This window comes from Enterococcus plantarum (assembly GCF_001730295.1).
Classification (GTDB): domain Bacteria; phylum Bacillota; class Bacilli; order Lactobacillales; family Enterococcaceae; genus Enterococcus_L; species Enterococcus_L plantarum.
Genome location: NZ_MIKA01000007.1, coordinates 20,670 through 44,592, shown reverse-complemented (window position 1 = coordinate 44,592; position 23,923 = coordinate 20,670). Strand labels below are relative to the sequence as shown.

The window sequence follows — 23,923 nt, the reverse complement described above, 5'->3', positions numbered from 1 at the left end:
AAATAATTATTACGTTTTTTATTTTTGTTTAATTTCTAATTGAATTCCCGCAGGTAAATGGTTATCATAGATACAGTAAATGATTTTCATATACAATCCATTATTTTTGTAAAGTTAATAACTTTTATTATTAAAAAATCATCATTCATTATTAAAGGGAGACTAAATATGCTAGCAGACATTTTATTAGATGATGTTGCTCAACGTAAAATCAACGTCTTCAATCACTTATTGAGTACGGCTGACGGTACATATAGCATACATTATTTTGAGCAATTTACAGATTTTTCATACGCCCGCTTGAATTCATTATTTTCTGAAATACATGCAGACCTTATGGAAAAGCAAGGTCTTGAGTTATTAACGGTCCAAGGAAAAGTACATATCGACTCTTCAACGTTGCGTGATATTCCATATTCTCAATTTTTATTTCGCAAAAGTCTACCTTATAAGTTTTTACTTGCAACAATTTTAGAAAGAAATTACACGATAGAAAACTTTTGTAAGGACCACTTTATTAGTCGGGCATCCATTATTCGCAGACTCCAACCACTGATCAATTATTTAAAAGATTTTGACATTCAACTAAACTGTACCAAACTTCAGCTGACCGGAAAAGAAAACTTGATCCGCATTGTTTATTTAAATTTCTTTTGGATTGCCTCTTACGGAGAAGACCTATTTTTAGCTTTAGATGAAACAAAAAGAGGCTTTGATTTATTTGATCCGGAAGATCATCAGTGGATGACTTATATAGAGCCTAGAGAATGGTATTTATTAACGACAATCTCTCAATTGAGAATCAAAAAAAAGCACTTCATTATCGAACCTCCATTTAAACAACTAACTTTCCCAAAAACAAATATGTCCTTTGTAAAAGAACTAGAAAAAGCAAAAGTTCCTCAGCATTTCATCGAATGGGAAGCGACTTTTCTTTCATTTATGATGTTTTACTGGAATATTTATTTTTATGCAGACGATCCTAGAATTCGCTATGTAAAAGAATATATGGAAAGTGATCAGCAGCCATTAGGTTCTTTAATTGAGCATTTTGAAGCATTTTATCAGCCTCTATTTACAGAAAAAGCATTATCCGAAGATGAAAAAGATGTGTTGAATATAAATATTTTCACTACTTGTCTAAATCATTTTGCAATAAAAGATTCCTTACCCCTCACTATCAATTTTATGGAATCTTGTGTGAAAGAACAAAATCCTTTGTATGAACCTCTTTCTAGCAAAGTTAGAAAGTTTTTAGAAGAGATTATTTCAAATCCAGAATTTGCTTGGATTAAAAATTGTTTAGAAGATTTAGTTTATATTTGTTCATTTTTATTACTTCCTTTTTATGAACGAAGCAATACAAAATATCAATTAAATGTCGGCATTATCTTGTCACCCAACGCGATTTTCCTACAATCTCTACACGATTTTTTAGAACAAATTTCATTTATTTCCGTCTCGTTCGTTACTTCAACGTCTGAGGATGACTATGATTTTTACATAGCAGCATCAAAACTTTTATTACCAAATAAAATTAAACAAAAGGGCAATTTCCAGATAATACCCTTATCTCCCACATTAGATTATCAAGTGGCGCTTATCGATACATTACATAAAAGATATAGAGCAAAATCTTCTTCTTTAGTCGTTTGATAGGTCTGTTTCTTTCTTTAGTATCGCTATCTATCCGTACTAAAAAAGTGGGGGTGGCAGCAGAAGTAACTCCCCATTATTGCTCGGAGTTAAACACTTCTGTCCCAACCTCACTTCTTTTTGTCTTTTTAATGCGTCAAAAGATGATCTGGCTATTGTTTCAAGTCTTCTTTATTTTCAGCAAATTTATAATTCGGCTCGTCTTTTTCTTCGTCGTAATCAACTAATAAATCATATCCTTTAAAAAACCAATCGTCTGTTTCTTCGATAAAGTACGTAATCTCATCAATCTCTTCTTTGACTAATGGTTGATCTGGCGCTTCTACAGACATCGCAATAGAAAAACCTTCGTGAACATCTGTCTTCCCATAAATCTTACCGTAAAATCGAATACCACTATCTGAAGTAACCCCTACTTCATCTTTGAACCATTGTTGCGCACGCGGCGTAATTGTTAATTTCATCTTAAAGTTCCTCCTAATTTAAAAACGTAGCGGGCTCGTTCAGCTCTGACTGAAAAATAGGAAAATATGATCAAGGCGTTTTTTATCTCATTCATACTCTATCCGTTTCTTAGAGACTAGCCCACTTATCACACCTATCATTTTAGCATAGAGTCTGATTTACGAAGAATAACTTGCTTGAATTTAACCATTCATCTTTTCATCTAATAAATCAACATCGTCTGTTTCACCAACTACTAGTAAATTATCATTTTCTCTGACAATTTCTTCTGCCGCTGGAGATGCAATCACGTCTGATTTTGAGCGACGTATCGCAACTACCGTCAACCCAAAACGCTGGCGAAAGTTTAAATCACCTAACGTTTTGCCGTAAAATTTTGGATTAGAAACGCGGACTTCTGCTAACGATACTTCATTTGATAATTCAATATAATCTAAAATATTTCTAGATACTAATTTATGTGCTACTCTGATGCCCATGTCACGTTCTGGATGGACAACTAAATCAGCACCGATTTTGTCTAATACTCTTGCATGGTATTCATTCACAGCTTTAGCTAAAACATTTGGCACGCCCATTTCTTTGACCATTAATGTAACCAGAATACTTGCCTGTATATCCTCACCAATCGCAACAACAACATGATCAAAATTACGAATCCCTAGAGAGCGAAGGGTTGCTTCATCTTGAGCATTCGCTACAACAGCATGTGTTGCGATATTCATATATTCATTCACTCGATCTTCATTACTATCAATAGCTAAAACTTCTTGCCCCGATTCAATCAAAGTCTGACAGATACTACCGCCAAATCTTCCTAAACCAATAATTGCAAAATTTTGCTTCATGTTTATGTCTCCTAGCGTTAAATTTAATTTAAGTATAACAAACAGAGTGGTAATTGAACAGAATCAGGAGGCTCCATCCCCTTACCTCAGTATTATAAAAAAAGTGAATAAGACAAACTAATACAGTTTATCTTATTCACCATAAATCGACATTTGTTATTTTGCTAATCCGTGTTGAAACGCATAGATAGCCGCTTGTGTACGATCTTCAACGTCTAACTTTGCTAAAATATTCGAAACATGGGTTTTGACTGTTTTCAGTGTAATAAATAGTTCATCAGCAATTTCTTGATTACTACGTCCTTTGGCAATCAACATCAAAATTTCATGCTCACGATTTGTCAAATCTTCATGTAAAACAGGTTCTTGCTTTTTAGTCAAACGTTCCATCATTTTAGTCGTTACTTCTGGTTCTAGAACACGTTCTCCTCTAGAAATCGCTCGGATAGCATCTGCAATCTCATGGGCCGTTGAAGTTTTCAAGAGGTAGCCTGCAGCTCCAGCTTCGATTGCTGGATAAACTTTTTCGTCATCAATAAAACTAGTGACAATAATGATTCGTGCTTGCGGCCAATCTTTTAAAATCGCCTTTGTTGAGTCGATTCCATCCATCACATCCATGACTAGATCCATCAAAATCACATCCGGCCGTAATTCTAACGCTTTTTCATAACCGATCTGGCCATTTTCAGCTTCTCCAACTACTTCAATATCCTCTTGGATCGATAAATAGGAAGATACACCTAATCGTACCATCTCATGGTCATCCACTAACATTACTTTGATCACTTGCTATTTCCTCCTTTATTACAGGCACCTTGATTTCTACACTCGTTCCTTGTCCTTTAAAGCTAATGATTTTAACAATACCGCCCATTCCAGCTACCCGTTCTCGAATATTTTTTAAACCGTAACTACCAGCTTTATTATCGTTTTCACTCATATCAAAGCCCACACCGTCATCTACTAAACGTAATAACACGTTTTTGTCTACTTGATGGAGATAGACTTCAAGTTCTTTTGCTTTAGCATGACGAAGTGTATTTGACAATAATTCTTGAACGATTCGAAATAAATGATCCTCAATACTATTATTTAAATGAACATCTTCAACATCCCACGTCAATTCGATTTTGATCTTCGTCTGTAATTCTTTTAATAATTGCTCGATCCCTTTACGTAAACTCTTTCCTTCTAAACTCACTGGCCGTAAGTGAAGCAATAAAGCACGCATCTCAGATTGAGAAGCATTGATGATATCGGTTACCGTCACTAATTGTTTACGAAACAATTCTGGCGTCTCACTTCGTTGCGCTTGTTCATTAAGCGCTGATAACATCATCATTGCAGCAAACAACTGTTGACTGACCGAATCGTGAAGCTCTCTGGCAAGCCTATGACGCTCTTCTTCTAATATTTCTTCTTTGGTTTCCCCGTCCATTAGCTGCGGACGGCTATTTAATAATTGCAATTCTTTTGACATTTCTAATAATTTTGTTTGGATTTTTAAAATATCTTGGTCAACTTCGCCAATGTACTGATCGTTACTCGCATGAGGGACACTTTTCGCAAGAGCTGGACTTTCATAACTGCCTCTTGCTAGTAACCGAAGTTTTTCTTCAATTCTACCATATTGTGACTTTTGTACAATAGATACAAGTAAAAATGTCGACAATCCCACCAACAGCGAGATCAAGAGCATATGGAAAATCAAAGGAATGTAAAACACTTTCCTTTGAAGTAATTCCAACATCCAATTTTTTTGTTTAATTGAATAAAAATATGAAAACAGTGTAAGTAACACAACAATAAACGTACTACAAGCAGCGTACAAAGAAAGCATCTGTCGAGAAATTTTACCCATCATACGCGAATCACCTCAAGATCACCAACCAATGTGTTTGTGATGATTTTCAAGCGGCGATTATTTGTATCAAAGTCATTACTGTATACTTTCAATGATTCATTTTTCAGATGATATTTTTCTTCTTCAAAGTTAACATTTCCGTAAAAAGTGGAATGTTCGAGTGTTACGGCAACACCTAGTGGCACTAATATTCTCGTACGGCCAAAGCCTTTACGAATAATAATGATGCTGTCATCTTTAGGCAATAATGTGTTCCCTAAATCAACGATTGTATCACCTGAAAGAACGTCTATATTAATATCATCCCATTCATAAACATTACTGCCGATCCGTTCATTGGCAAACCATGGACGTTTGAACCGACGCCCGCTTTTAGATTCAACATTCGTTGTTTCCACCATGATCATTTGTTTCTTTCTCCAAGGTGCTCGCTGCGTGATATCGACACCCGCGATTTCAACCCCTTTTAAACCAATAAATAAAACACCAAAAACTAACATCAACCAAAATGCAGGACTATTCATTACCCCAATCAAAATCAAGATAACACCCAATACTAATTGAAAATTATTAAAATTGCTACGATGAACTTTTTTCAGCGCATAGAGTGTACTTAAAATACCCAGTACTAATACGATTGCCAAGCCTGGGTTATGTATAATTTGCCATAAAGCTAATAAAAAAAGTAATGCTTCTACTACGATGAAAAAACGCCATGGGTTATTCATTTATAATCCCCCTTCCGATGAAATTAGTATACCTCGATTCTCCTATTAATGTTAGTTGCTAAAGCCCCATTTTACTATAGGACTTTAGCCCTAATTTTTTTAAACGAACCGAAACTCGTGAGCTATTTAGTCAGGTTTAAAGGGCAAGTCAAAACTAATGATAGCTTCGACTCGCCCTTCGTTCTTACTGACTGTTTGTTAACCAACCTTTATGATTCTTACTTGCATGTCTCCACCAGGAGTAGCAATTGCAACTTGATCGTTTAATTTTTTGCCGATCAATGCTTGTGCAATAGGTGAATCATTTGAAATTTTACCAGAAAAAGGATCAGCTTCTGCACTACCTACAATCGTATATTCTTCTTCATCACCATCAGGTAGTTCAATAAATGTTACTGTTTTTCCAATTGAAACTTCGTCTGAATCAACACCATCATTATCAATGATTTGAGCAAAGCGAATCATATTTTCTAATGTTGTGATGCGTCCTTCCACAAAAGCTTGTTCATCTTTCGCTGACTCATACTCAGAATTCTCAGATAAGTCGCCAAAGCTTCTTGCAATTTTTATACGTTCAACGATTTCTTTTCGTTTAACTGTTTTTAGTTCTTCTAGTTCTTGTTCTAACTTTTCTTTGCCTTCAAGTGTCATAGGAAATACTTTTTCTACCATGTTAATTTCTCCTTCTTAACTTACTACAATGTTTTATTTTTATTTTCATTGAAAAATTCCGCTTTCAATCCAGAAAAGAGTACCACGCTTTAAGCAAATTGTAAATAATATTCACTTAATTTTTATAAATCTGCTAGATTTTCTTCTAATCATCAACGCTTACGGTATCTCTCTTACGCTCAAATGTGCGAATCCCAAGGAAAGCGAAACGAGCCGCCTAAATTCTAGGTTGGCTCGTAATATATTACGCAAACTTAAAAGTTATTCACTTTTTTCAGTTTCTGTTTTATTTACATATTGTTCTACGTACTCTTGATGTTGTTCATAGGTCTCTGCAAAGTAAACATTCCCAGTTGAGATATCCGCAACAAAGTACAGGTAGTTATTTGGTAATGGATTTAACACAGCGTTGATTGCTTGCTCACTAGGACTATCGAATGGTCCTGGACCGTATCCGGTATTTTTGTACAGATTGTACGGTGAGTCTACTTCTAAATCTTTATATGTGACCAATTCTTTATGTTCACCTAATGCGTATAAAATAGAAATATCTGATTGCAATGGCATATTAGCCGCAATTCGATTAAAGAACACTTGAGCAATTTTTTTGCGGTCTTCTTCTTTCACGCCTTCTTTTTCTACCAATGACGCAAGTGTTAATACTTGTTGAATCGTCATTCCTTTTGCATGAACCATTGGGATAAACGGTTCAATCACGCTGTTAGACTTCGCAATCATCTGATCCACAAAATCTTCTAGTTTTGCTTCTTTGTAATAGTCATATGTTGCTGGGAATAAATACCCTTCAAAGCGATAACGAACATCTTTTGCTTCAGCAGCACTTGTTAGTAACTCCGGATATTTTTCCTTCATCGTGTCGAAGAATGCTTGATCTTTCATCAGCTCAATAAATTGATCCTTCTTAAAATTAGTGTTTTTTTCGATGGCATCACCGATTTTGTCAATATCAAAGCCTTCTGGAATCGTTACTTTTCCATCTGCAAGCTGAGTTGGTTCCGCGGTTCCACCTTCTCTTAAAAGTGCACCGATCTCATCTAACGTCATGTCTGGTGACATTTGGTAATAACCTGCTTGAAAATCCGTTAGATTTTTAAATTTCGCATAGTAATTGAATACCATCCCGCTTTTGATGACTTTACTGTCTTCTAAAATGTTGGCGATTTTCTTATTCGATGAATCCTCTGGAATGTGTACTTGAACTAATTTACTATCCTTTTGGTCAAGTGGTTGTAAGCCAGCATTGACATACTTATAGAAAGTAAACCCAAAAATGGCTATCACTAATAACAACACAGAGGCAACAATCAAGACAATGCGGCTGACAATGCGGTCTTCTTTTTTTCTAATTCGTTTGTCGGAATTATCTTCTTTAGGGCTCCGTGTACTCCCAAGCTCTGACTGTTCTTCCGACGAATCTGATCGTCTTGTCTGATGTTCTGCACTGCGTGAGCCAACTGATTCCATCTCATCCCGTTTTATCGGGTCTTCTTGAGTATCTGGCTGAGAACGGTACGTTCTATTATATTCTGCTTCGTTATGCTGTGATACGTTCTGAGCATTGTGTTCAGAAGAAGCTGAATCATCATTCTCTATTTCTTCTCCCCGCAAAGAACGCAAGACCTGATCTTTGAATGAAGCGTTGGAATGATCTTGATTATTTTGGTTATCTTCTGCCAAAACAAATCCTCCTTACTTTCTATGTATCTTGTTTAACTTTTACCATTATACATGAAAGCTTTTTAAATTTAAACTTTTTTAGAGAAACGTCACTAACTTGTAAGATTTGATTTCTTTTTAAAATCAACTAAATAGACTGAGAACTTGTGTCCTCAGCCTTGAAAAAAACCGATTATTAAGCACTAAACTTAACCATTCTACTATGATTATAAGGTTGATTAAAGTGGCGTAAGAAGAAAATATCGAGTAATTTAGTCTATTGATTGTCACTTTTTCTAAAATTGCCAGTGAGAACCTATGGAGTCCCATTGAGATATCTTCAAATGACACCATCTGCGTACTAATGATACGGCGCGAGTCCTCTTCGTATACGATTCGATTTGACGCCCTCTCTATACTGCTTTTCCCGCAGCGTTTCCTGCATGATTAGCACCCACAATAACTGTTTTATTTTGCTCATAAAGCGTTCCTATTCGTGCTATATTGAACTTAATTACGCCAATAAGAAGTCTTTCTTTTTAGTTTCTTATGATAATCTTCTCTACATCTTTTGGCGTTATAGCTAAATAATCAGCACCCGTTGATTCCAATTCTACTTGATCTCCAAATCCATACAGCACACCCATGCACGCTAATTCGTTTTCTTTTGCGCCTATCATATCATGGCTGCGATCACCGATCATCAATGTTTCATTTAAATTCGTGATACCTGCTGATTGGAGGGCATATCGTATGACATCCCCTTTTTTTGAACGCCCACTATCTAAACTTGCTCCATAAATCCCAACAAAATAATGATCTAAATCAAAGTGCGTCAAGATTTGCTTGGCGTAGATTTCTGGTTTAGATGTTGCAATATAAAGAGCGCAGCCAGCTTGTTTTAAATCAGCTAGTACTTCGACAATCCCCTCATATAGGTTATTTTCATACATTCCTTTGGATTGATAATAATCACGGTAATAACTTACTGCCTGCTCTGAAGTATGACGATCTAAATGACAAACCGTTTTAAATGAGTCGATTAAAGGCGGTCCGATAAAAGAATATAACTCTCGCTGTTCCGGTACATTTACATTCATTTTTTTTAAAGCATAAAGAACCGAGTTGATGATCCCTTCTCCGGAATCTGTGATGGTTCCATCTAAGTCAAACAAAATTGTTTTATACTGCATAGATGTCTCACTTTCTATTGTTTTATCTTGTTTTTTTAAATTAGAAACAGAAATATGGATCCATTTTACTTTTCATGAACATCTCCAGTATTAATCACTGGTTGGGTGCCTTTATCTGTAATGATCGAAACGAGTAGATTGTTGATTAATTGAACTTTCCGATCGTCAGTAAAGTTGATTTCTTGTCCATCTTCTATTTGTTCCAAAGCCATTTGAGTCATCGAAACTGCTCCTTCAACAATGATTTGTCTTGCTGAAAGAATCGCTTTTGCTTGTTGCCTTTGCAGCATAGCACTAGCAATTTCAGTCGCATAGGCTAAATGGTTTAAACGGGTTTCAATGACTTCTACTCCAGCAACAGCTAAACGTTCTTGCAATTCTTTCGCCATTTCTTCTGAAACTTCGGTTGTATTTCCTCGTAGAGTCAAATCATCCTCATTAAACGTATCGTAGGGATATTGTGTTGCAATGTGACGAATCGCCGTTTCACTTTGGATTTCTATAAAATCTTGATAGCGGTCCACATCAAATAGGGCTTTCGCGGTATCAACTACTTTAAATACAACAACTGCAGAAATTTCGACAGGATTTCCGTCTGAATCATTTACTTTTAATAGTGAGCTATTAAAATTTCGGACTTTCAAGGAAACATTAATTTTTTGCGTTAAAGGTGTTGTCACAAATAAGCCATTCTCTTTAATGGTGCCTAAGTATTGACCAAAAAACAAGATTGCTTTTGCTTGATTCGGACTAACTATTGTTAAAGAACTCAGAAATAAAGCTGAAATCACCCACAACACCAAACCAATTGCAATCATACCAAAACTTTCGATTGTCACTCCAGTATAAGTACAGTACCCGCCAATTATAATTAAGCTAACCAACACGACTAATGCAGCATAGCCATTCACATGAAATGTTTTTTTCTCTTTCATGATTTCCCCTCACTTTCTTTTTCCAGTTATTATTCTTATACTACTCTTCTTTGTTCCTTCCATCAATAGTTAAAAAGGATAAAACAGTTGCTTAATTATTAGTTTAGATGTAAACTTACTTTTAGTAAGTAAATTTCATAACAAACAATTGGAGGTTTTATATTATGCATACACAAATTCGTGGAATTCATCATGTTACAGCAATGACATCTAGCGCAGAAAAAATCTATCGCTTTTTTACAGACACTTTAGGGTTGCGCTTGATCAAAAAAACAGTTAATCAAGACGATATCCAAACCTACCATCTCTTTTTTGCTGATGATCTTGGATCAGCCGGTACTGACATGACCTTTTTTGATTTCCCAGGTATTCCACAAGGAACCAAAGGAACCAATTCTATTTCTCGCACATCTTTCCGTGTTAAAAGCGATGCTTCTTTAGATTTTTGGGTCGATCGTTTTAATGAGCATCGAATCGACCACGGCGAAATCCAACAACGTTTTGGAAAAAAATACCTAGAATTTGAAGATTTCGATAAACAACAATATCAATTGATTTCTGATGAGAATAATTATGGCGTAGCTAGCGGGACGCCTTGGGAAAAAACAGATGTTGTAGCTGAACATGCGCTGATTGGATTGGGGCCTGTTTTTGTCACTGTAGCAGATTTTGAACATATGCAACGGGTTTTAGTCGAGGTATTGGGATTTAAGCTAGTTGATGCGGAAGGAAGTTTCCATTTATTTGAGGTAGGTGAAGGGGGCAATGGTGGCAGTATCATTGTTGAACATCGAGACGATCTTCCAGAAGCACAAGAAGGCTTTGGGAATGTTCATCATTTAGCTCTTCGCGTCGCGGATCAAGATGCTTTACGTTTTTGGATCAATAAAATCAATCAACTTCAATTTCCTAACTCTGGCTTTGTTGAACGTTTTTATTTTAAATCTGATTATTTTAGAGCAGCTCCACATATTTTATTTGAATTAGCAACCGATGGACCTGGTTTCTTAGAAGATGAAACCTATGAAGCCGCCGGAGAAAAATTATCTTTACCACCGTTTTTAGAAGGAAAAAGAAAAGAAATCGAAGAATTTGTCAGACCCTTTGATACTTCTGATGCGAATAAAATTCGTCAATAATTAGGAAATGGAGAAGCCATATGTTGCATTATTCAACTAAGCATTTATCAGCAAAGCAATCGTATAAATTTCTATCAGGTAGCATCATTCCACGCCCAATCGCATGGGTAACCACATTGAATAGGGCTCATGATACGGTAAATGCCGCACCATTTAGTTTTTTTAACGCTGCAGCTTCTGACATTCCATTAGTCACCTTATCGATTCTTAGGCGAAATGGCGAAATAAAAGATACTGCCAGAAATATTATAGAAACAAATGAATTGGTGATTCACTTGGTTAATGACCAAGTAGTTGAATCCATGAATCAAACAGCCGCTTCTTTAAAGTCAGACCAAAGTGAAATCATCGTCAATAAATTAGACACAACAACAAGTAAAACGGTTAAGGTTCCTGGAATTACGGCTGCACCTATTCGTATGGAAGCGAGATTACATCAATATGTTCCAGTGAAAAATCATGATGACCAGATTATCACTGATTTGTTTATCATTGAAATAACCGATTTTTATTTTGATGAAGCTGTATTTGATCAAGAAAGCGAGTATATCCTACCAGAAACCTTTAATCCGATTGCTCGTTTGGCTGGTAATACGTATGCTCATATTAGCAACTTATTTGATTTAAAAAGACCAAATTAAGGAGCCTGGGACATAACTAAAAACGTTATGTTTCAGGCTCTTAGTAACCGAATAAACGGTGGGCGCAGAAGCAACTCCTTCGGAAATAAGCCGAAATTGCTGTAAAACACAACAAGGAACAAGTTGATGTTGCACAGTACCTACTTGGTCACAAAAATTTGAAGAGCAATTTTCGTCAATTCCTTCTTATTTCTCGGAGTTAAACACTTCTGCCCCAACCTCTATTATGATATGCCTTTTTCTGGTCGTAAATCTACGATTGGGACATTTCCGTCCAAAACACCACTAGGACTTTTTAACTTAAATACTTGTAATCGAGGGTCTACTTCTAAGATCATCTCTTCATCTAAATATCGTTTGGAATAATCCTTGATATAAATAGCTCCTATATCTGAATCTACAGTTAAACCAAAATCAGATTTATCCTGTACTTGATCCAATACCAATAAACGAAAACTTGTATCAAGAGAACAAACACCCATTTTAGAATAGTTACCCACACCATCATCTAAATCCAAAATAATCACTGCTTTACTTTCGATGTAAGGTGTCAATTTTACCTGCGCTTCGTTACTGATTTTTAAATACATCTTTGCTTCGCCTCTTTCTTAAAGAATACGTCTGTGATTGATAAGTGCCAGTAAATGGTTTGGACTAGAATTGCTTTCTATTCTAATCGCGCATAATTTCCAGCAGCAAATTCTTTCGACAATGCCACGTAATGCTGGGCATTTTCTTTATTTTTCCGAATTTCTTCTCTGGTTAACGGACGAATAACTTTCGCTGGTCGTCCAAATGCTAAAACGTTTGGTGGAATCTCTGTTCCTTCTGTGACTAAGGAACCTGCACCTATTAAACTTTTCTTTCCAATCACCGCATGGTTCAGCACCGTTGAACTCATACCAATCAAGGCACCCTCTTCTATTGTACAGCCATGTAGCATACAGTGATGACCAATCGTTACGTTTTCACCAATAACAACTGCAGCATCTTGATCGACATGGATCACTGTCCCGTCCTGCACATTACTTCCTGCATTGATCGTAATCGAATTGTTATCGCCTCTAAGGACAGATTGAAACCAAATACTAGTATCTTTAGCCAGCACCACATTCCCGTAAACATCGGCACTTGCCGCAATAAAATATTCTTTTGTCATCCTATTCACCTCTTCTACTAACTTCAGTATAACAAATTTAACTCAATTACGTAGTTGAAAAGTCTTCTTTGTATCAATAAAAAAAGAGGGTAAGATATGACTCTACGAGTCACATCTCACCCTCTTTTGATTAATCGTAATCGCCATCTTCTGCAAATTGGCTATTATATAGTTTCTCATAGAAACCGCCTTGCTCTAATAGCTCATTGTGAGTTCCTTTTTCAATGATTTCACCTTGGTTCATCACCAAGATCAAATCAGCTTCACGAATCGTTGATAGACGGTGAGCAATTACAAAGCTTGTGCGCCCTTCCATCACTCGCTCCATCGCTTTTTGAATCAAGGCTTCTAAACGAGTATCTACAGAACTTGTCGCTTCATCTAAAATAAGGATTCTTGGATCGGAAATCACTGCTCTGGCAATCGTCAGTAATTGTTTTTGTCCTAGAGAAACATTATCTCCTTCAGAATTGATTTCCATCTCATACCCATCTGGCATTGTCCGAATAAAATGATCAACATTGGCCGTCTTCGCTGCATCAACTATTTCATAATCCGTCGCATCTAATTTACCAAAACGAATATTATCAGCAATCGTACCTTCGTATAACCAAGCATCTTGTAAGACCATACCAAAAACTGAACGAACATCACTGCGATCCATTTTTTTCGTATCGATGCCGTCAATTTTGATAGCTCCTTCATTGACATCATAAAAACGCATCAGTAAATTAATCAAGGTTGTTTTACCCGCTCCAGTTGGTCCTACGATTGCAACAGTCTGTCCTGCTTGGACTTCAAAGTTCAAGTTCCTAATCAATGGTTTCGCTGGATCATAGCTAAAGCTGACATTATCAAATTGAACCGATCCTTGCACATTTTCCGGTAATGGGATATCTTGTTCATTTAATTCTTCTTCCGGCTCATCTAAAATTTCAAAGACACGGGTAGTCGCTGCTGAAGCACTTTGTAACGCCGCTGACAATTGTGTGATATTCCCCATTGGCTGACTGATTTGCCAAATGTATTGAATGAACGCTTGTAATTGTCCAACTACGATAGCACCTGTAATCACATAGTAACTACCTAACACAGCCATACCGATATACGTACCATATGCTGTCATCTGAACAAGCGGCAACATCAATCCTGAAATAAACGTTGCTTTAAACCCAAAGCTATTCAGATTGTGATTGACGTTTTTAAACCCTTGTAACGTTTCTTTTTCACGTCCATACAGTTTTAAAACGCTAAAACCAGTCATATTTTCCTGAACATATCCATTTAGATTTCCAAGTGCATTTTGCATACCTTGGAAGTATTTTTGTGAAATACCGACAATCGTTTTTGAAATAAATAATGATAACGGAATCATGATGATCGAAATCAATGCCATCAGCCAATTGATATAAAACATCATCACAACAGCCATCACAATACCTAAAATAGCTGAAACGATATTGATGAAACTTTGCTGCATCGCATTACTCACAGCATCCACATCATTAGTCACGCGAGACAAAATGTTTCCTTGTTGATTTTTGTCAAAATAAGAAACAGGTAATCGGTTGATTTTTTCATCGATATCTCGACGCAAATCTCGCATTGAATGTTGAACAACTGTTGCCATCAAAAATCCTGACAAAAATTGTGCCCCACAATACCCAAGCCCTACAATCAATATCCAAATTAGACATTTGATGATATAGGCGTAATTCAACCCATTTCCAGCAGCAACATTTTTACTGATTTCTGTTATGGGCAACCCTGAAACATATGGCATTGCAGCATTAAAGGCCACAGTTAAAACAGTAAAGATAATCACTAAAATAAAAGTTCCTTTGTAAGGATTGATGTATCTGCCTAAACGTCTAATAGAAGAGAGTGCGTTTTTCATGCTAATTCCTCCTCTGACAATTGAGAAGCAGCAATATCATAATAGATAGGGCAATTCTCAAGTAATTCACGATGGGTACCCATGCCAACGACATCCCCTTCGTTTAAAACGATAATTTTATCTGCATGCATAATCGTTCCAACTCGTTGTGCGACAATCAAAACAGTTGATTCGGTCGTTTCTTTTTTCAAACGAGCTCTTAACTTCGCATCAGTTTGATAATCTAGCGCTGAAAAACTATCATCAAATATATAAACTTCTGGGCGACGAATCACAGCTCTAGCGATTGCCAAACGTTGTTTTTGACCACCAGAGAAATTAGTTCCACCTTCTGAAAGAAGTTCATCATATCCGTCAGGCTTTTGTGAAATAAATTCTGTCGCTTGTGCGATATCTGCTGCTAATTCCATTTCTTCGATCGTCGCATCTTCTTTCCCATATCGCATATTTTCCGCGATCGTTCCTGTAAATAGCAACGCTTTTTGTGGAATATAACCGATTTTATTACGTAATGCACTCAATTTATAATCACGTACATCTACTCCATCGAGAAGTACTTCTCCTTCTGAAACATCATAAAAGCGTGGAATCAGTTGGATCAAAGTAGATTTCCCACTCCCAGTACTCCCAATAAATGCAACAGTTTCACCAGGGGAAGCTGTAAAGCTAACGTTACGGATCACTGGACTTTCTGAGTGTCCAGGGTATGCAAATGTAACGTTTTTAAATTCTAAATAGCCTTTTGTTTTTGTTTCTGTAACGCCTGCTTCATTTTCACGAATCACAGGTTCCATATCGAATGCTTCTTGAATTCGGCGAGCTGAAACAGCCGCACGAGGATACATCATAAACACACTAGCAAATAACATAAACGAGAAAAGTGCATGAAAAATATATTCGATAAACGCAATCAAATCCCCAACTAACAAACTGCCTTGGTCGATTTGAAGTGCACCATTCCAAATAATCAACACCATCACAATATTGAACAGGAAGAAAAATCCTGGTTGTGCTGCTGCCATCAAACGGAATAGGCTTTTTGAGCTTTTAGTATAGTCTTCATTGACTTTACTAAAACGACTTTCTTCGAACTTCTCATTGACAAACGCACGAATCACTCGTAACCCAGAAAGATTTTCTCTTAAAATACTATTGATTCCGTCTAAGTTTTTTTGTTGTTTGTTTGATAACGGTTCAGATATTTTAGCAATCAATACCACTGCTGCCAAAAGAAATGGCAAGGCTCCTAAAACGAACCATCCTAAAGATGGGCTTGTCCGCATAACCATATATAAGCTGACAATAAACATCATCGGAGTCATGAACCCAATCCGTAAAATATTTCCCATAAACAACATGATTTGGTACGCATCATTCGTTGTTCTGGTAATCAATGATGATACACCAATCGTTTCATATTCACGATGGGAAAAAGTCTGTACTTTTTCAAATAAATCATCCCGAATATCACGAACAATATTCGTTGTCATTCGTGCGCCAAAATACCCCAACATGATATTCATAACTACACCGACAACTGTGATTCCAATCATCAATAACCCTTGCTGTTTTACATAGTCAAAGTCATTATTTTTGATCCCAACGTCGATCATTCGTGCCAAAATCGTTGGTAAGCCTAGTTCTATCAATATAAATCCAAAAACACAAATGAAATCTAAAAACAATAATTTCTTATATCTCATCGTGTAACGCCACATCAATTTCAATCAATCATCTCCCATTTCAATTTTTGATCCAGTGCTTTCACTATAGCATAAAACTAACAGCTAGGTAAATTATATTTAAGTGAAATTTGAACACTTTTTAATAGAATAATAAACAGGACTATTTTTGCTATGGTATAATAGTAATTACTTTAATTTCAGTACTAAAATCAGGTGAAAGTGATGGAAATAAATCAATGAAAAAAATGTTTTATATTTCTTTAGGCTGTCTCACATTTGGATTGGGTACAATAGGGATTTTTCTGCCGATTTTGCCTACAGCGATTTTTTATATTTTGACCGCTTTTTTCTGGATGCGTAGCTCTGACTATTTATATACAAAATTTATTAAATCGAGCTATTATCAAAAATATATCCAAGAATCTATTGTAGAAAAAAAGATTACGCCTTTAGGCCGAGTAAAGTTATTCACAACGTTGTTTGTGGTTTTTGCAATTCCTTGTGTCATCGTCCGTAATCCATTCATGACGATTACCTTAGCCATTGTCTTTTTGTTGCATCTAATTGGTCTAAATTTGTATTTCAATAAAAAGAACGCTATACCAACAAAAGAACCGATTGAATAATCATCTTTTCTTTAAACTAATAGGTCTGTTTCTATACTTATTTACTCTTTTGTGATAAAATACGATTAATTGTTGTACAACACAACACAATGGACGGTTGAAAGAAAGTGCAGTTTCCATAAAACAAGTAAAGTGAAGCAAAGTCGAGGCTTCATTTCATCATTAACGACTGTTTTTGATGCCAATTGTTTTTAAGGTGGACAACCACCTCATTTTGTTGTGTTCAAAAATTACAGTAAGAAATAATAAAAATAAATCATTAACTGCATTAGCAGATAAAGGAGAAAAAACATATGATATATAAAGTTTATTACCAAGAAACAAAAGTAAGAAACCCAAAAAGAGAAGATACAAAATCTATTTATGTTGAGGCAGAGAGCGATGTTATCGTGCGTCAACAAGTTGAAGAAAATACCCCATACAATATTGAATACATTCAAGCGCTTGATGAAAATCACTTAGCTTATGAACAAGAGCACGCGGAATTCTCTTTAACGGAGTTTTAATATGAAAGTAAATATTAAAAATAATGAAACCGGCGTTTTTGCAATAGGCGGTTTGGGCGAGATCGGAAAGAACACTTATGGGGTTCAATTTCAAGATGAAATCATCATTATTGATGCGGGAATCAAATTTCCAGAAGATGATTTGCTTGGGATAGACTATGTTATTCCAGATTACAGCTACATCGTTCAAAATCTGCATAAAGTCAAGGCGTTAGTTATCACTCATGGACACGAAGATCATATCGGTGGTGTACCTTATTTACTACGTCAAGCAAATATACCGATTTACGCTGGACCATTGGCATTAGCTTTGATTACCAACAAATTAGATGAACATGGTTTATTACGAGATGCTGAACTTCATGAAATCAATGAAGATACTGTAATTCGTTTCCGTAAAACAGCGATTAGCTTTTTTAGAACAACCCATAGTATCCCAGACGCTTTAGGTGTCGTTGTGAAGACACCTTCAGGTAATATCGTGGCAACAGGTGACTTTAAGTTTGACTTTACCCCAGTTGGTGAACCTGCGAACTTACACCGCATGGCAAAATTAGGAGAAGAAGGTGTTCTATGTCTGCTTTCTGATAGTACAAATGCAGAGATCCCAACGTTTACGAAATCAGAAAAAACGATTGGTTCTTCTATTCTAAAGATTTTTGAAAAAATCGAAGGAAGAATTATCTTTGCCAGTTTTGCTTCCAACATTTTCCGTCTTCAACAAGCTGCTGATGCTGCTGTGGCAACTGGACGTAAGATAGCTGTGTTTGGTCGCAGTATGGAAAATGCGATTGTTAACGGTGAACACTTAGGCTATATCAATGTACCTAAAGGAACGTTTGTGGATGCAAGTGAGTTAAACCAACTACCTGCTGGCGAAACGATGATTTTATGTACAGGATCCCAAGGTGAACCGATGGCTGCCCTAAGCCGAATTGCTAACGGAACGCACCGTCAGATTTCAGTACAACCTGGAGATACAGTGATCTTTTCAAGCTCACCGATCCCTGGAAATACAACAAGCGTTAACCGTCTGATCAACTTGCTTTCTGAAGCAGGTGCTGAAGTTATTCACGGAAAGATCAATAATATCCATACTTCTGGCCATGGTGGTCAAGAAGAACAAAAACTAATGTTAAGTTTAATGAAACCTAAATATTTTGTCCCCGTTCATGGTGAATTTAGAATGTTAAAAATTCATGCTTCCTTAGCTCAAGATGTTGGCGTTCCTGCTGAAAATTGTTTCATCATGGAAAATGGCGATGTGCTAGCTTTAACAGCGGATGATGCGCGTATTGCTGGGCACTTCAATGCCAACGATGTTTACGTGGATGGTAATGGCGTCGGTGATATCGGTAATGTGGTCTTACGCGATCGTCGAATTCTATCTGAAGAAGGATTAGTCTTAGCAGTAGCGACCGTAGATATTAAAAATAAAGAAATTCTAGCGGGGCCAGATATTTTATCTCGCGGATTTGTCTATATGCGAGAATCAGGCGAAATGATCCATGAAGGACAACGTTTATTGTTCAATGCGATCCGCGAAGCATTAAGAGATGAACAGTGTACAGAAGCGAAATTGTGTGATGCGATTTCGGCTGCGTTACAGCCATTCTTGTTTGAAAAGACAGAACGTCATCCCATGATTTTACCAATGATCATGACTTCATGAGTTTGACTACCAAAAAAGCAACAGATGGATTTTTATCCGTCCGTTGCTTTTTTATCATTATACTGTAATATTTACCACTAAAACATTGGCTTTTGTGTGATTCACAACATAAGATGTCGTTGATCCAACCATCAGTCGTTCAAACCCATTTAAACCTGTTCTGCCTATTACAATTAGGTCGATCGGTTCTTTTGATTCTGTAAACTCAGCAATCAAAGTTTTCGGATAACCGTACATTACATAGGTAAAAACGTCAGATACTCCTAGTTCAAGAGCTTTTGACTCTCTTATTTTCATTTTGGCTTCTTCTTTTGTACGAATATCTTCCATCAAGTTTCCCATCGATAAGGTCAGTTCGCCAAAGTAATTTCCCGTCTCTTCTATAACAGACAAAATATTTAAGGTAGCACCATTTCGTTTGGCTATTTTTATCGCTTCTTGGAACGCATTTTCAGACTGCTCAGAACCATCTACCGCAACTAAAATATTCTTGTAGGTCTCTTCCATGATAAAAACCTCCTTCTTGGTACCTTCATTATACTACGTAAAAAGGCTTTCAACAAAAATACTGCCAAATCAAAAACTTTCTTCTTTACACTGATAAAAAGCCGTGTTATAGTAATCATGGAATTTCGTTATCAGATATCGTTGCCTTTCATAAGAATCAAGAAAGGAGAATTATTATGACATTTGGTAATAAAGTATTAAAATACCGTGTAGCGCTTGATACAGAGAAAAATTTGTTTATGGCTATCGATGCAAATAACCAAGCAAATATTGCTTATGGTATCACGATTACACAAGCAGTAAAAGAATTGAAAAAATCTATTTAAGGAGTTATCAACCTAAATGAACGATTCAAGTTCTAATACGATTTAAAGGCATCCAGTGAATGGTAAATCACGGATGCCTTTTTTGTTTTCTTAATTCTTTACTGACTATTCCAATCTTCTTTTAGTAGAATAGTCATTTTGGGTAATTGAGATAAATCATTATCAAGCTAACTACTAGCAATACAAAGCCAAATGCGCCTAGTGGAATCACCATACCGTTCCATGCTTTTTTATTAGTAAAGGCTCGCCAACGATAAAGAATACTTGCTAATCCAAGAAATGCCCAGGATACAAAAAAGATTATTAAAGAAATATTTAACATGTTTACCACCTCTTACTAAATAGTCTACAACTTCTAGTAGAAAAAGATAGTAACAAAAATGTAAGAACTCACTAAGTTCAAACGGAATAGGCTCCCCCATCAAGCGAATGACACTTCTCTTCTTCCGTTCACTAAGTATTGTGCATCTTCCGCTCTGCAATCAGTCACTATGTTTGACAATAAAAAAACACTTAGCAAATTTGCTAAGTGTTTTGGAATGGATTGATTAGTTTTTTACAACGTTAACTGCTTGAGGTCCACGATCTGAATCTTCAACGTCGAAGCTTACTGATTGTCCTTCTTCGATTGTTTTGAAGCCTTCACCTTGAATTGCTGAGAAATGTACGAATACATCGCTACCGTCTTCGCGAGAGATAAATCCAAATCCTTTTTCTGCGTTAAACCATTTTACTGTTCCTTGTTCCATTCTGTTGTTCCTCCTCGTGCTTAAGCACTAAATATTGTAACATTGCTCGTGTACGATAGAGGGTTTTAAAATTAAAACTTCTATATTGTCCCAAACAAGATTACACATATATTGTACATGCGAACCTTTATTTTTGCAAGAAATCTAGCTAGTCTACCGCAAAAAAATTTTCTTCTCTCATGCTGATGTAAACTTGTTCTCCGATGATAATGTGATCTAAAACTTCGATTCCCATCATCTTTCCACACTCTTGCATTCTTTGCGTAAAATGAATGTCACTTTCTGACGGCGTTGGATTGCCAGATGGATGATTATGGGCAAGGATCAAGCGTGCCGCAGAACATTTAACAGCGCTACGGAAGACTTCTCTTGGGTGTGCAACACTTTGGTTCAAGGATCCTTTAAAAACTGTTTCTTGTTTGATTACTTCATTTTTAGTATTTAAATACAAACAGACTAAATGTTCCTGCTGAAAATCTTGTAGTTCATAAATTAAATTTTGCGCGATTTGATAACTGGAAGAAACCTTGCCAAATTTCATCTGGGTACTTTGCTGGATACGATAACCAAACTCGATGGCTGCTCTTAGCTCAATCGCTTTGACTCGGCCAATACCTTTGATTTCCATCATTTCGGTGAGTGTCGCATTTTTAAGTTCAAATAAATGATTAAAATAATTTAAAAAATTTGACGCTACTTTCATCACATTCATATTCTTGGAACCTGTTCGTAATAAGATTGCCAGTAATTCCTGATTCGATAATGCTTTTTCTCCCACAACTTCGAGCCTTTCTCGAGGCAAACAATCTTCTGGCATCTCTCTGATAAATAGCTTTTCGTCTTTGATCAAAAAAATCACTCCTTAATACGCTTCTACTATAAGATACGCAAAGGAGTGAAGAGTTTATTTTTTTAAATAAGCTGGAACTTGAGTCAAACTCTCAAAAATTTCCAATGTTTTTTCTCTAATTTCGTCGGTGGGTGCTAATAAATCTGGTACCATGATTACTGGAATACCCGCAGCATCAGCCGCTGTTACACCGTGAAACGAGTCTTCAAAAATCAAGGTATTGTCAGCCTTTGTACCCAGACTAGCTAAGGCTTTTCGGAATATTTGTGGGTCTGGTTTTGCTCGAGTCACATCTTCTGCTGAAACAATGCCAGAAAAACGATCTTTAATTCCAGCTCCATCTAATAATAATTCAATTGCCGGGCGAACATTACTTGACGCAACGATTCTTGGAATGTCTTGTTGATCAAGAAAATCAAGTAATTCTAGAACCCCTTCTTTTAAGGGAACTTTCCCCGCTTCAAATACTTGATACGTATCGTCATATGATCGTTGGATAAACTCATCCACTTTTTCCTTACCAAACTCCTTATAGATTCGATGATAGTTCTCTTGTACTTCTTCATCTGATACACCTAAAAACTGTAAGTAAACTTCTTTACTATAGGGAAAATTCATCGCATCTGCTATTTTTTGAGTTGACTGATAATAAATCAATTCCGTATCAAATAATAAACCATCCATATCAAAAATCACGCCATCAATTTTTTTCATCTTGTCCTCCATTTATAATTATTGATTACCATTTTTCAAAGTGCTGAACCACACAAGCCCTTTTTATCGATAATCTACTCCGTATTGCCAGATCCTATATTCAATAATAGTTCACGTACTTGGGAAACAAAATAAAGAGAACCTGTCACTAGCATCAAGTCATCTGCAGACATTTTTTCTAAAATTTCCCCTAAGCCAAATTGCCATAATGAAACAATTTCTGTTTTATCGTCTTCAAAATGTTCCATTTTTGTTAATTCGATTGCGCGTGGATAATCAAATGTCGTTAAATACAAATGAACATTCGGTACTTTTCTTAATAATGCAATCATTTGATCGATATTTTTTGACGATAACGCTGAAAATAAAATATGGATCTCTCGATTTGGAAATTCTTTTTTTAGATTTTCTGCTAGTCGTCGCATCGCATGATCATTGTGCGCACCATCTAAAACAATTAAAGGTTCATCACTGATTTTTTCCATTCTAGCAGGCCACTGGGCTTGAGCCAGACCTTGATACACAGTTCTGTCGGTAAAGTTGATTTGCTGAGTCCTACAATAAAGATAAAACAGTTGAATCGCTACTGCCGCATTTTCTACTTGATGACGGCCTAATAACGGAACTTTGACTTTCGGTAATTTGCCCGCTTCCCCATAAAAATCAAAGATTTCACCCCAATTTTTATCTGGACGTTGGTATTCCGCTTTATAGTCTTTGTCATAGCGATAGACTTTGCTTTGTTTTTCAGATGCGACTTCATCGATCACGACAAAAGCCTCTTCTTCAATATTACCTGTTACTACAGGAATCGTATCTTTAATGATCCCAGCTTTTTGAAAGGCTATTTTCTGAAGTGTATCACCTAAAATTTCTGTATGGTCTTTTCCAATTGTAGTGATTGCGGTTAACATTGGTTTCACAACATTCGTACTATCTAACAATCCGCCAAGTCCTACTTCTACAATGGCGATATCAACTTTTTCATCTAGAAAATAGTCAAGTGCCATCACAGTCAACGTTTCAAATTCAGTAATTCCCGCGCTCTCTGGTTGGCGATCCATCTCACTGATTAAGGATTGATATTTCTCTACATACTGGATGATATGATTGTCTGAAATCCCTTTTCCGTTAATGGCAATTCGTTCATTGAACTGTTCGATATAAGGTGAAGTAAAGGTTCCTACGGTGAGTCCTAATTCTTCTAGCATACACCGTAAATAAGTTACAGTAGAGCCTTTTCCATTCGTGCCTGCAATATGTATCGTTGGTACTTTTTCTTCTGGATTACCGACTCGTTTCAATAAGGCTTCCACCCGATCAAGACCGGGTCTCGTTCCAAACGGCAGTCTACTATGAATCCAATCGATTGCTTCTTCTATCGTTAATGACATCTTATCAACTCCTCAGT

At 36.4% G+C, this 23,923-nt stretch carries 26 protein-coding genes and 2 pseudogenes; 7 read left to right on the top strand and 21 right to left on the bottom strand.

The genetic code is table 11. The annotated features are described in order from the left end of the window. Positions 1-57 precede the first annotated feature (57 nt). Entirely contained in the window at positions 58-1,656 is a 1,599-nt protein-coding gene (locus BCR22_RS03970) for a helix-turn-helix domain-containing protein (RefSeq protein WP_240485848.1), read from the top strand. A 152-nt stretch (positions 1,657-1,808) separates the two neighbouring features. Here the strand turns inward: BCR22_RS03970 and BCR22_RS03965 are convergent, their stop codons facing one another. The 10 genes and pseudogenes from BCR22_RS03965 to BCR22_RS03925 all read right to left on the bottom strand — a co-directional run bounded on the left by BCR22_RS03965 (position 1,809) and on the right by BCR22_RS03925 (position 10,041). Further along, on the bottom strand, positions 1,809-2,120 hold the full coding sequence (locus BCR22_RS03965; RefSeq protein WP_069653689.1) for a HesB/YadR/YfhF family protein: 312 nt from the start codon (positions 2,118-2,120) through the stop codon (positions 1,809-1,811). Between the two features lie 183 nt (positions 2,121-2,303). Further along, entirely contained in the window at positions 2,304-2,969 is a 666-nt protein-coding gene (locus BCR22_RS03960; protein WP_069653688.1) for a potassium channel family protein, read from the bottom strand. A gap of 156 nt (positions 2,970-3,125) precedes the next feature. Continuing rightward, positions 3,126-3,758 (bottom strand): response regulator, encoded by a 633-nt coding sequence (locus tag BCR22_RS03955; protein ID WP_069653687.1) that lies wholly within the window; start codon positions 3,756-3,758, stop codon positions 3,126-3,128. Then, entirely contained in the window at positions 3,733-4,836 is a 1,104-nt protein-coding gene (locus BCR22_RS03950) for a sensor histidine kinase (RefSeq protein ID WP_069653686.1), read from the bottom strand. The genes BCR22_RS03955 and BCR22_RS03950 overlap by 26 nt, the downstream gene beginning before the upstream one ends. Continuing rightward, complete coding sequence (liaF, locus tag BCR22_RS03945; protein ID WP_069653685.1) at positions 4,833-5,564, bottom strand: cell wall-active antibiotics response protein LiaF; 732 nt, start codon at positions 5,562-5,564, stop codon at positions 4,833-4,835. The genes BCR22_RS03950 and liaF overlap by 4 nt, the downstream gene beginning before the upstream one ends. Before the next feature lie 198 nt (positions 5,565-5,762). Then, positions 5,763-6,236, bottom strand: a complete 474-nt coding sequence (greA, locus tag BCR22_RS03940; protein ID WP_069653684.1) for a transcription elongation factor GreA — start codon at positions 6,234-6,236, stop codon at positions 5,763-5,765. A gap of 261 nt (positions 6,237-6,497) precedes the next feature. Further along, positions 6,498-7,934 carry an endolytic transglycosylase MltG gene (gene mltG, locus BCR22_RS03935; RefSeq protein WP_069653683.1) on the bottom strand — a complete coding sequence of 479 codons (1,437 nt, stop codon included), beginning with the start codon at positions 7,932-7,934 and terminating at the stop codon, positions 6,498-6,500. Positions 7,935-8,109: 175 nt separating this feature from the next. After that, a pseudogene (locus BCR22_RS15625) lies at positions 8,110-8,312 on the bottom strand (H2O-forming NADH oxidase); the annotation flags it as partial. 140 nt (positions 8,313-8,452) lie between these two features. Beyond that, complete coding sequence (locus tag BCR22_RS03930) at positions 8,453-9,106, bottom strand: HAD family hydrolase (protein ID WP_069653682.1); 654 nt, start codon at positions 9,104-9,106, stop codon at positions 8,453-8,455. A gap of 65 nt (positions 9,107-9,171) precedes the next feature. Further along, positions 9,172-10,041: an SPFH domain-containing protein gene (locus tag BCR22_RS03925; protein ID WP_069653681.1), complete on the bottom strand. Its 870-nt coding sequence runs from the start codon at positions 10,039-10,041 to the stop codon at positions 9,172-9,174. Between the two features lie 164 nt (positions 10,042-10,205). Here BCR22_RS03925 and BCR22_RS03920 point away from each other — a divergent pair, with 164 nt between their 5' ends. Both BCR22_RS03920 and BCR22_RS03915 read left to right on the top strand, forming a co-directional pair. Beyond that, positions 10,206-11,180 carry a ring-cleaving dioxygenase gene (locus tag BCR22_RS03920; protein ID WP_069653680.1) on the top strand — a complete coding sequence of 325 codons (975 nt, stop codon included), beginning with the start codon at positions 10,206-10,208 and terminating at the stop codon, positions 11,178-11,180. A 20-nt stretch (positions 11,181-11,200) separates the two neighbouring features. Beyond that, positions 11,201-11,821, top strand: a complete 621-nt coding sequence (locus BCR22_RS03915) for a flavin reductase family protein (RefSeq protein WP_069653679.1) — start codon at positions 11,201-11,203, stop codon at positions 11,819-11,821. Positions 11,822-11,853: 32 nt separating this feature from the next. Here the strand turns inward: BCR22_RS03915 and BCR22_RS15915 are convergent. The 5 genes and pseudogenes from BCR22_RS15915 to BCR22_RS03895 form a co-directional block, all read right to left on the bottom strand. Then, positions 11,854-12,039: pseudogene (locus tag BCR22_RS15915) on the bottom strand (hypothetical protein). Positions 12,040-12,045: 6 nt separating this feature from the next. Continuing rightward, positions 12,046-12,411, bottom strand: a complete 366-nt coding sequence (locus BCR22_RS03910) for an iron-sulfur cluster biosynthesis family protein (protein WP_069653678.1) — start codon at positions 12,409-12,411, stop codon at positions 12,046-12,048. Positions 12,412-12,488: 77 nt separating this feature from the next. After that, positions 12,489-12,980: a gamma carbonic anhydrase family protein gene (locus BCR22_RS03905; RefSeq protein ID WP_069653677.1), complete on the bottom strand. Its 492-nt coding sequence runs from the start codon at positions 12,978-12,980 to the stop codon at positions 12,489-12,491. Positions 12,981-13,110: 130 nt separating this feature from the next. Then, entirely contained in the window at positions 13,111-14,877 is a 1,767-nt protein-coding gene (efrB, locus tag BCR22_RS03900) for a multidrug efflux ABC transporter subunit EfrB (protein ID WP_069653676.1), read from the bottom strand. Further along, the gene (locus BCR22_RS03895) at positions 14,874-16,604 is read right to left on the bottom strand and encodes an ABC transporter ATP-binding protein (protein WP_069653675.1); all 1,731 of its coding nucleotides are present in this window, start codon (positions 16,602-16,604) and stop codon (positions 14,874-14,876) included. Before BCR22_RS03895 ends, efrB begins: the two co-directional genes overlap by 4 nt. A 194-nt stretch (positions 16,605-16,798) precedes the next feature. Between BCR22_RS03895 and BCR22_RS03890 the strand changes: the two genes are divergently transcribed. From BCR22_RS03890 to rnjA, 3 genes are all read left to right on the top strand, one after another. Beyond that, entirely contained in the window at positions 16,799-17,188 is a 390-nt protein-coding gene (locus BCR22_RS03890; RefSeq protein ID WP_069653674.1) for a YbaN family protein, read from the top strand. Positions 17,189-17,481: 293 nt separating this feature from the next. Continuing rightward, complete coding sequence (locus BCR22_RS03885) at positions 17,482-17,694, top strand: DNA-directed RNA polymerase subunit epsilon (protein ID WP_010760376.1); 213 nt, start codon at positions 17,482-17,484, stop codon at positions 17,692-17,694. A 1-nt stretch (position 17,695) separates the two neighbouring features. Further along, on the top strand, positions 17,696-19,366 hold the full coding sequence (gene rnjA, locus BCR22_RS03880) for a ribonuclease J1 (RefSeq protein WP_069653673.1): 1,671 nt from the start codon (positions 17,696-17,698) through the stop codon (positions 19,364-19,366). A 57-nt stretch (positions 19,367-19,423) separates the two neighbouring features. Here the strand turns inward: rnjA and BCR22_RS03875 are convergent, their stop codons facing one another. Beyond that, positions 19,424-19,873: a universal stress protein gene (locus BCR22_RS03875; RefSeq protein ID WP_069653672.1), complete on the bottom strand. Its 450-nt coding sequence runs from the start codon at positions 19,871-19,873 to the stop codon at positions 19,424-19,426. Between the two features lie 176 nt (positions 19,874-20,049). Here BCR22_RS03875 and BCR22_RS15355 point away from each other — a divergent pair, with 176 nt between their 5' ends. Then, positions 20,050-20,199 carry a hypothetical protein gene (locus tag BCR22_RS15355; protein WP_167351501.1) on the top strand — a complete coding sequence of 50 codons (150 nt, stop codon included), beginning with the start codon at positions 20,050-20,052 and terminating at the stop codon, positions 20,197-20,199. Between the two features lie 133 nt (positions 20,200-20,332). Here the strand turns inward: BCR22_RS15355 and BCR22_RS03870 are convergent, their stop codons facing one another. From BCR22_RS03870 to BCR22_RS03850, 5 genes are all read right to left on the bottom strand, one after another. After that, on the bottom strand, positions 20,333-20,521 hold the full coding sequence (locus BCR22_RS03870; RefSeq protein ID WP_069653671.1) for a hypothetical protein: 189 nt from the start codon (positions 20,519-20,521) through the stop codon (positions 20,333-20,335). A 226-nt stretch (positions 20,522-20,747) separates the two neighbouring features. Beyond that, positions 20,748-20,948, bottom strand: a complete 201-nt coding sequence (locus BCR22_RS03865) for a cold-shock protein (RefSeq protein ID WP_010760372.1) — start codon at positions 20,946-20,948, stop codon at positions 20,748-20,750. Positions 20,949-21,096: 148 nt separating this feature from the next. Then, positions 21,097-21,765, bottom strand: a complete 669-nt coding sequence (gene radC, locus BCR22_RS03860) for a RadC family protein (RefSeq protein ID WP_069653727.1) — start codon at positions 21,763-21,765, stop codon at positions 21,097-21,099. 87 nt (positions 21,766-21,852) lie between these two features. Beyond that, positions 21,853-22,512, bottom strand: a complete 660-nt coding sequence (locus tag BCR22_RS03855; RefSeq protein WP_069653670.1) for an HAD family hydrolase — start codon at positions 22,510-22,512, stop codon at positions 21,853-21,855. Between the two features lie 74 nt (positions 22,513-22,586). After that, complete coding sequence (locus BCR22_RS03850; RefSeq protein WP_069653669.1) at positions 22,587-23,906, bottom strand: bifunctional folylpolyglutamate synthase/dihydrofolate synthase; 1,320 nt, start codon at positions 23,904-23,906, stop codon at positions 22,587-22,589. Positions 23,907-23,923: the final 17 nt, after the last annotated feature.

What these genes read in the sequence shown, in the direction of transcription:
- BCR22_RS03970 (WP_240485848.1), top strand. Translation starts at nt 58, where the DNA reads ATGGTTATCATAGATACAGTAAATGATTTTCATATACAATCCATTATT.
- BCR22_RS03965 (WP_069653689.1), bottom strand. Translation starts at nt 2,120, where the DNA reads ATGAAATTAACAATTACGCCGCGTGCGCAACAATGGTTCAAAGATGAA.
- BCR22_RS03960 (WP_069653688.1), bottom strand. Translation starts at nt 2,969, where the DNA reads ATGAAGCAAAATTTTGCAATTATTGGTTTAGGAAGATTTGGCGGTAGT.
- BCR22_RS03950 (WP_069653686.1), bottom strand. Translation starts at nt 4,836, where the DNA reads ATGATGGGTAAAATTTCTCGACAGATGCTTTCTTTGTACGCTGCTTGT.
- liaF (WP_069653685.1), bottom strand. Translation starts at nt 5,564, where the DNA reads ATGAATAACCCATGGCGTTTTTTCATCGTAGTAGAAGCATTACTTTTT.
- greA (WP_069653684.1), bottom strand. Translation starts at nt 6,236, where the DNA reads ATGGTAGAAAAAGTATTTCCTATGACACTTGAAGGCAAAGAAAAGTTA.
- BCR22_RS03930 (WP_069653682.1), bottom strand. Translation starts at nt 9,106, where the DNA reads ATGCAGTATAAAACAATTTTGTTTGACTTAGATGGAACCATCACAGAT.
- BCR22_RS03925 (WP_069653681.1), bottom strand. Translation starts at nt 10,041, where the DNA reads ATGAAAGAGAAAAAAACATTTCATGTGAATGGCTATGCTGCATTAGTC.
- BCR22_RS03920 (WP_069653680.1), top strand. Translation starts at nt 10,206, where the DNA reads ATGCATACACAAATTCGTGGAATTCATCATGTTACAGCAATGACATCT.
- BCR22_RS03915 (WP_069653679.1), top strand. Translation starts at nt 11,201, where the DNA reads ATGTTGCATTATTCAACTAAGCATTTATCAGCAAAGCAATCGTATAAA.
- BCR22_RS03910 (WP_069653678.1), bottom strand. Translation starts at nt 12,411, where the DNA reads ATGTATTTAAAAATCAGTAACGAAGCGCAGGTAAAATTGACACCTTAC.
- BCR22_RS03905 (WP_069653677.1), bottom strand. Translation starts at nt 12,980, where the DNA reads ATGACAAAAGAATATTTTATTGCGGCAAGTGCCGATGTTTACGGGAAT.
- efrB (WP_069653676.1), bottom strand. Translation starts at nt 14,877, where the DNA reads ATGAAAAACGCACTCTCTTCTATTAGACGTTTAGGCAGATACATCAAT.
- BCR22_RS03890 (WP_069653674.1), top strand. Translation starts at nt 16,799, where the DNA reads ATGAAAAAAATGTTTTATATTTCTTTAGGCTGTCTCACATTTGGATTG.
- BCR22_RS03885 (WP_010760376.1), top strand. Translation starts at nt 17,482, where the DNA reads ATGATATATAAAGTTTATTACCAAGAAACAAAAGTAAGAAACCCAAAA.
- rnjA (WP_069653673.1), top strand. Translation starts at nt 17,696, where the DNA reads ATGAAAGTAAATATTAAAAATAATGAAACCGGCGTTTTTGCAATAGGC.
- BCR22_RS03875 (WP_069653672.1), bottom strand. Translation starts at nt 19,873, where the DNA reads ATGGAAGAGACCTACAAGAATATTTTAGTTGCGGTAGATGGTTCTGAG.
- BCR22_RS15355 (WP_167351501.1), top strand. Translation starts at nt 20,050, where the DNA reads ATGACATTTGGTAATAAAGTATTAAAATACCGTGTAGCGCTTGATACA.
- BCR22_RS03870 (WP_069653671.1), bottom strand. Translation starts at nt 20,521, where the DNA reads ATGTTAAATATTTCTTTAATAATCTTTTTTGTATCCTGGGCATTTCTT.
- BCR22_RS03865 (WP_010760372.1), bottom strand. Translation starts at nt 20,948, where the DNA reads ATGGAACAAGGAACAGTAAAATGGTTTAACGCAGAAAAAGGATTTGGA.
- radC (WP_069653727.1), bottom strand. Translation starts at nt 21,765, where the DNA reads ATGCCAGAAGATTGTTTGCCTCGAGAAAGGCTCGAAGTTGTGGGAGAA.
- BCR22_RS03855 (WP_069653670.1), bottom strand. Translation starts at nt 22,512, where the DNA reads ATGAAAAAAATTGATGGCGTGATTTTTGATATGGATGGTTTATTATTT.
- BCR22_RS03850 (WP_069653669.1), bottom strand. Translation starts at nt 23,906, where the DNA reads ATGTCATTAACGATAGAAGAAGCAATCGATTGGATTCATAGTAGACTG.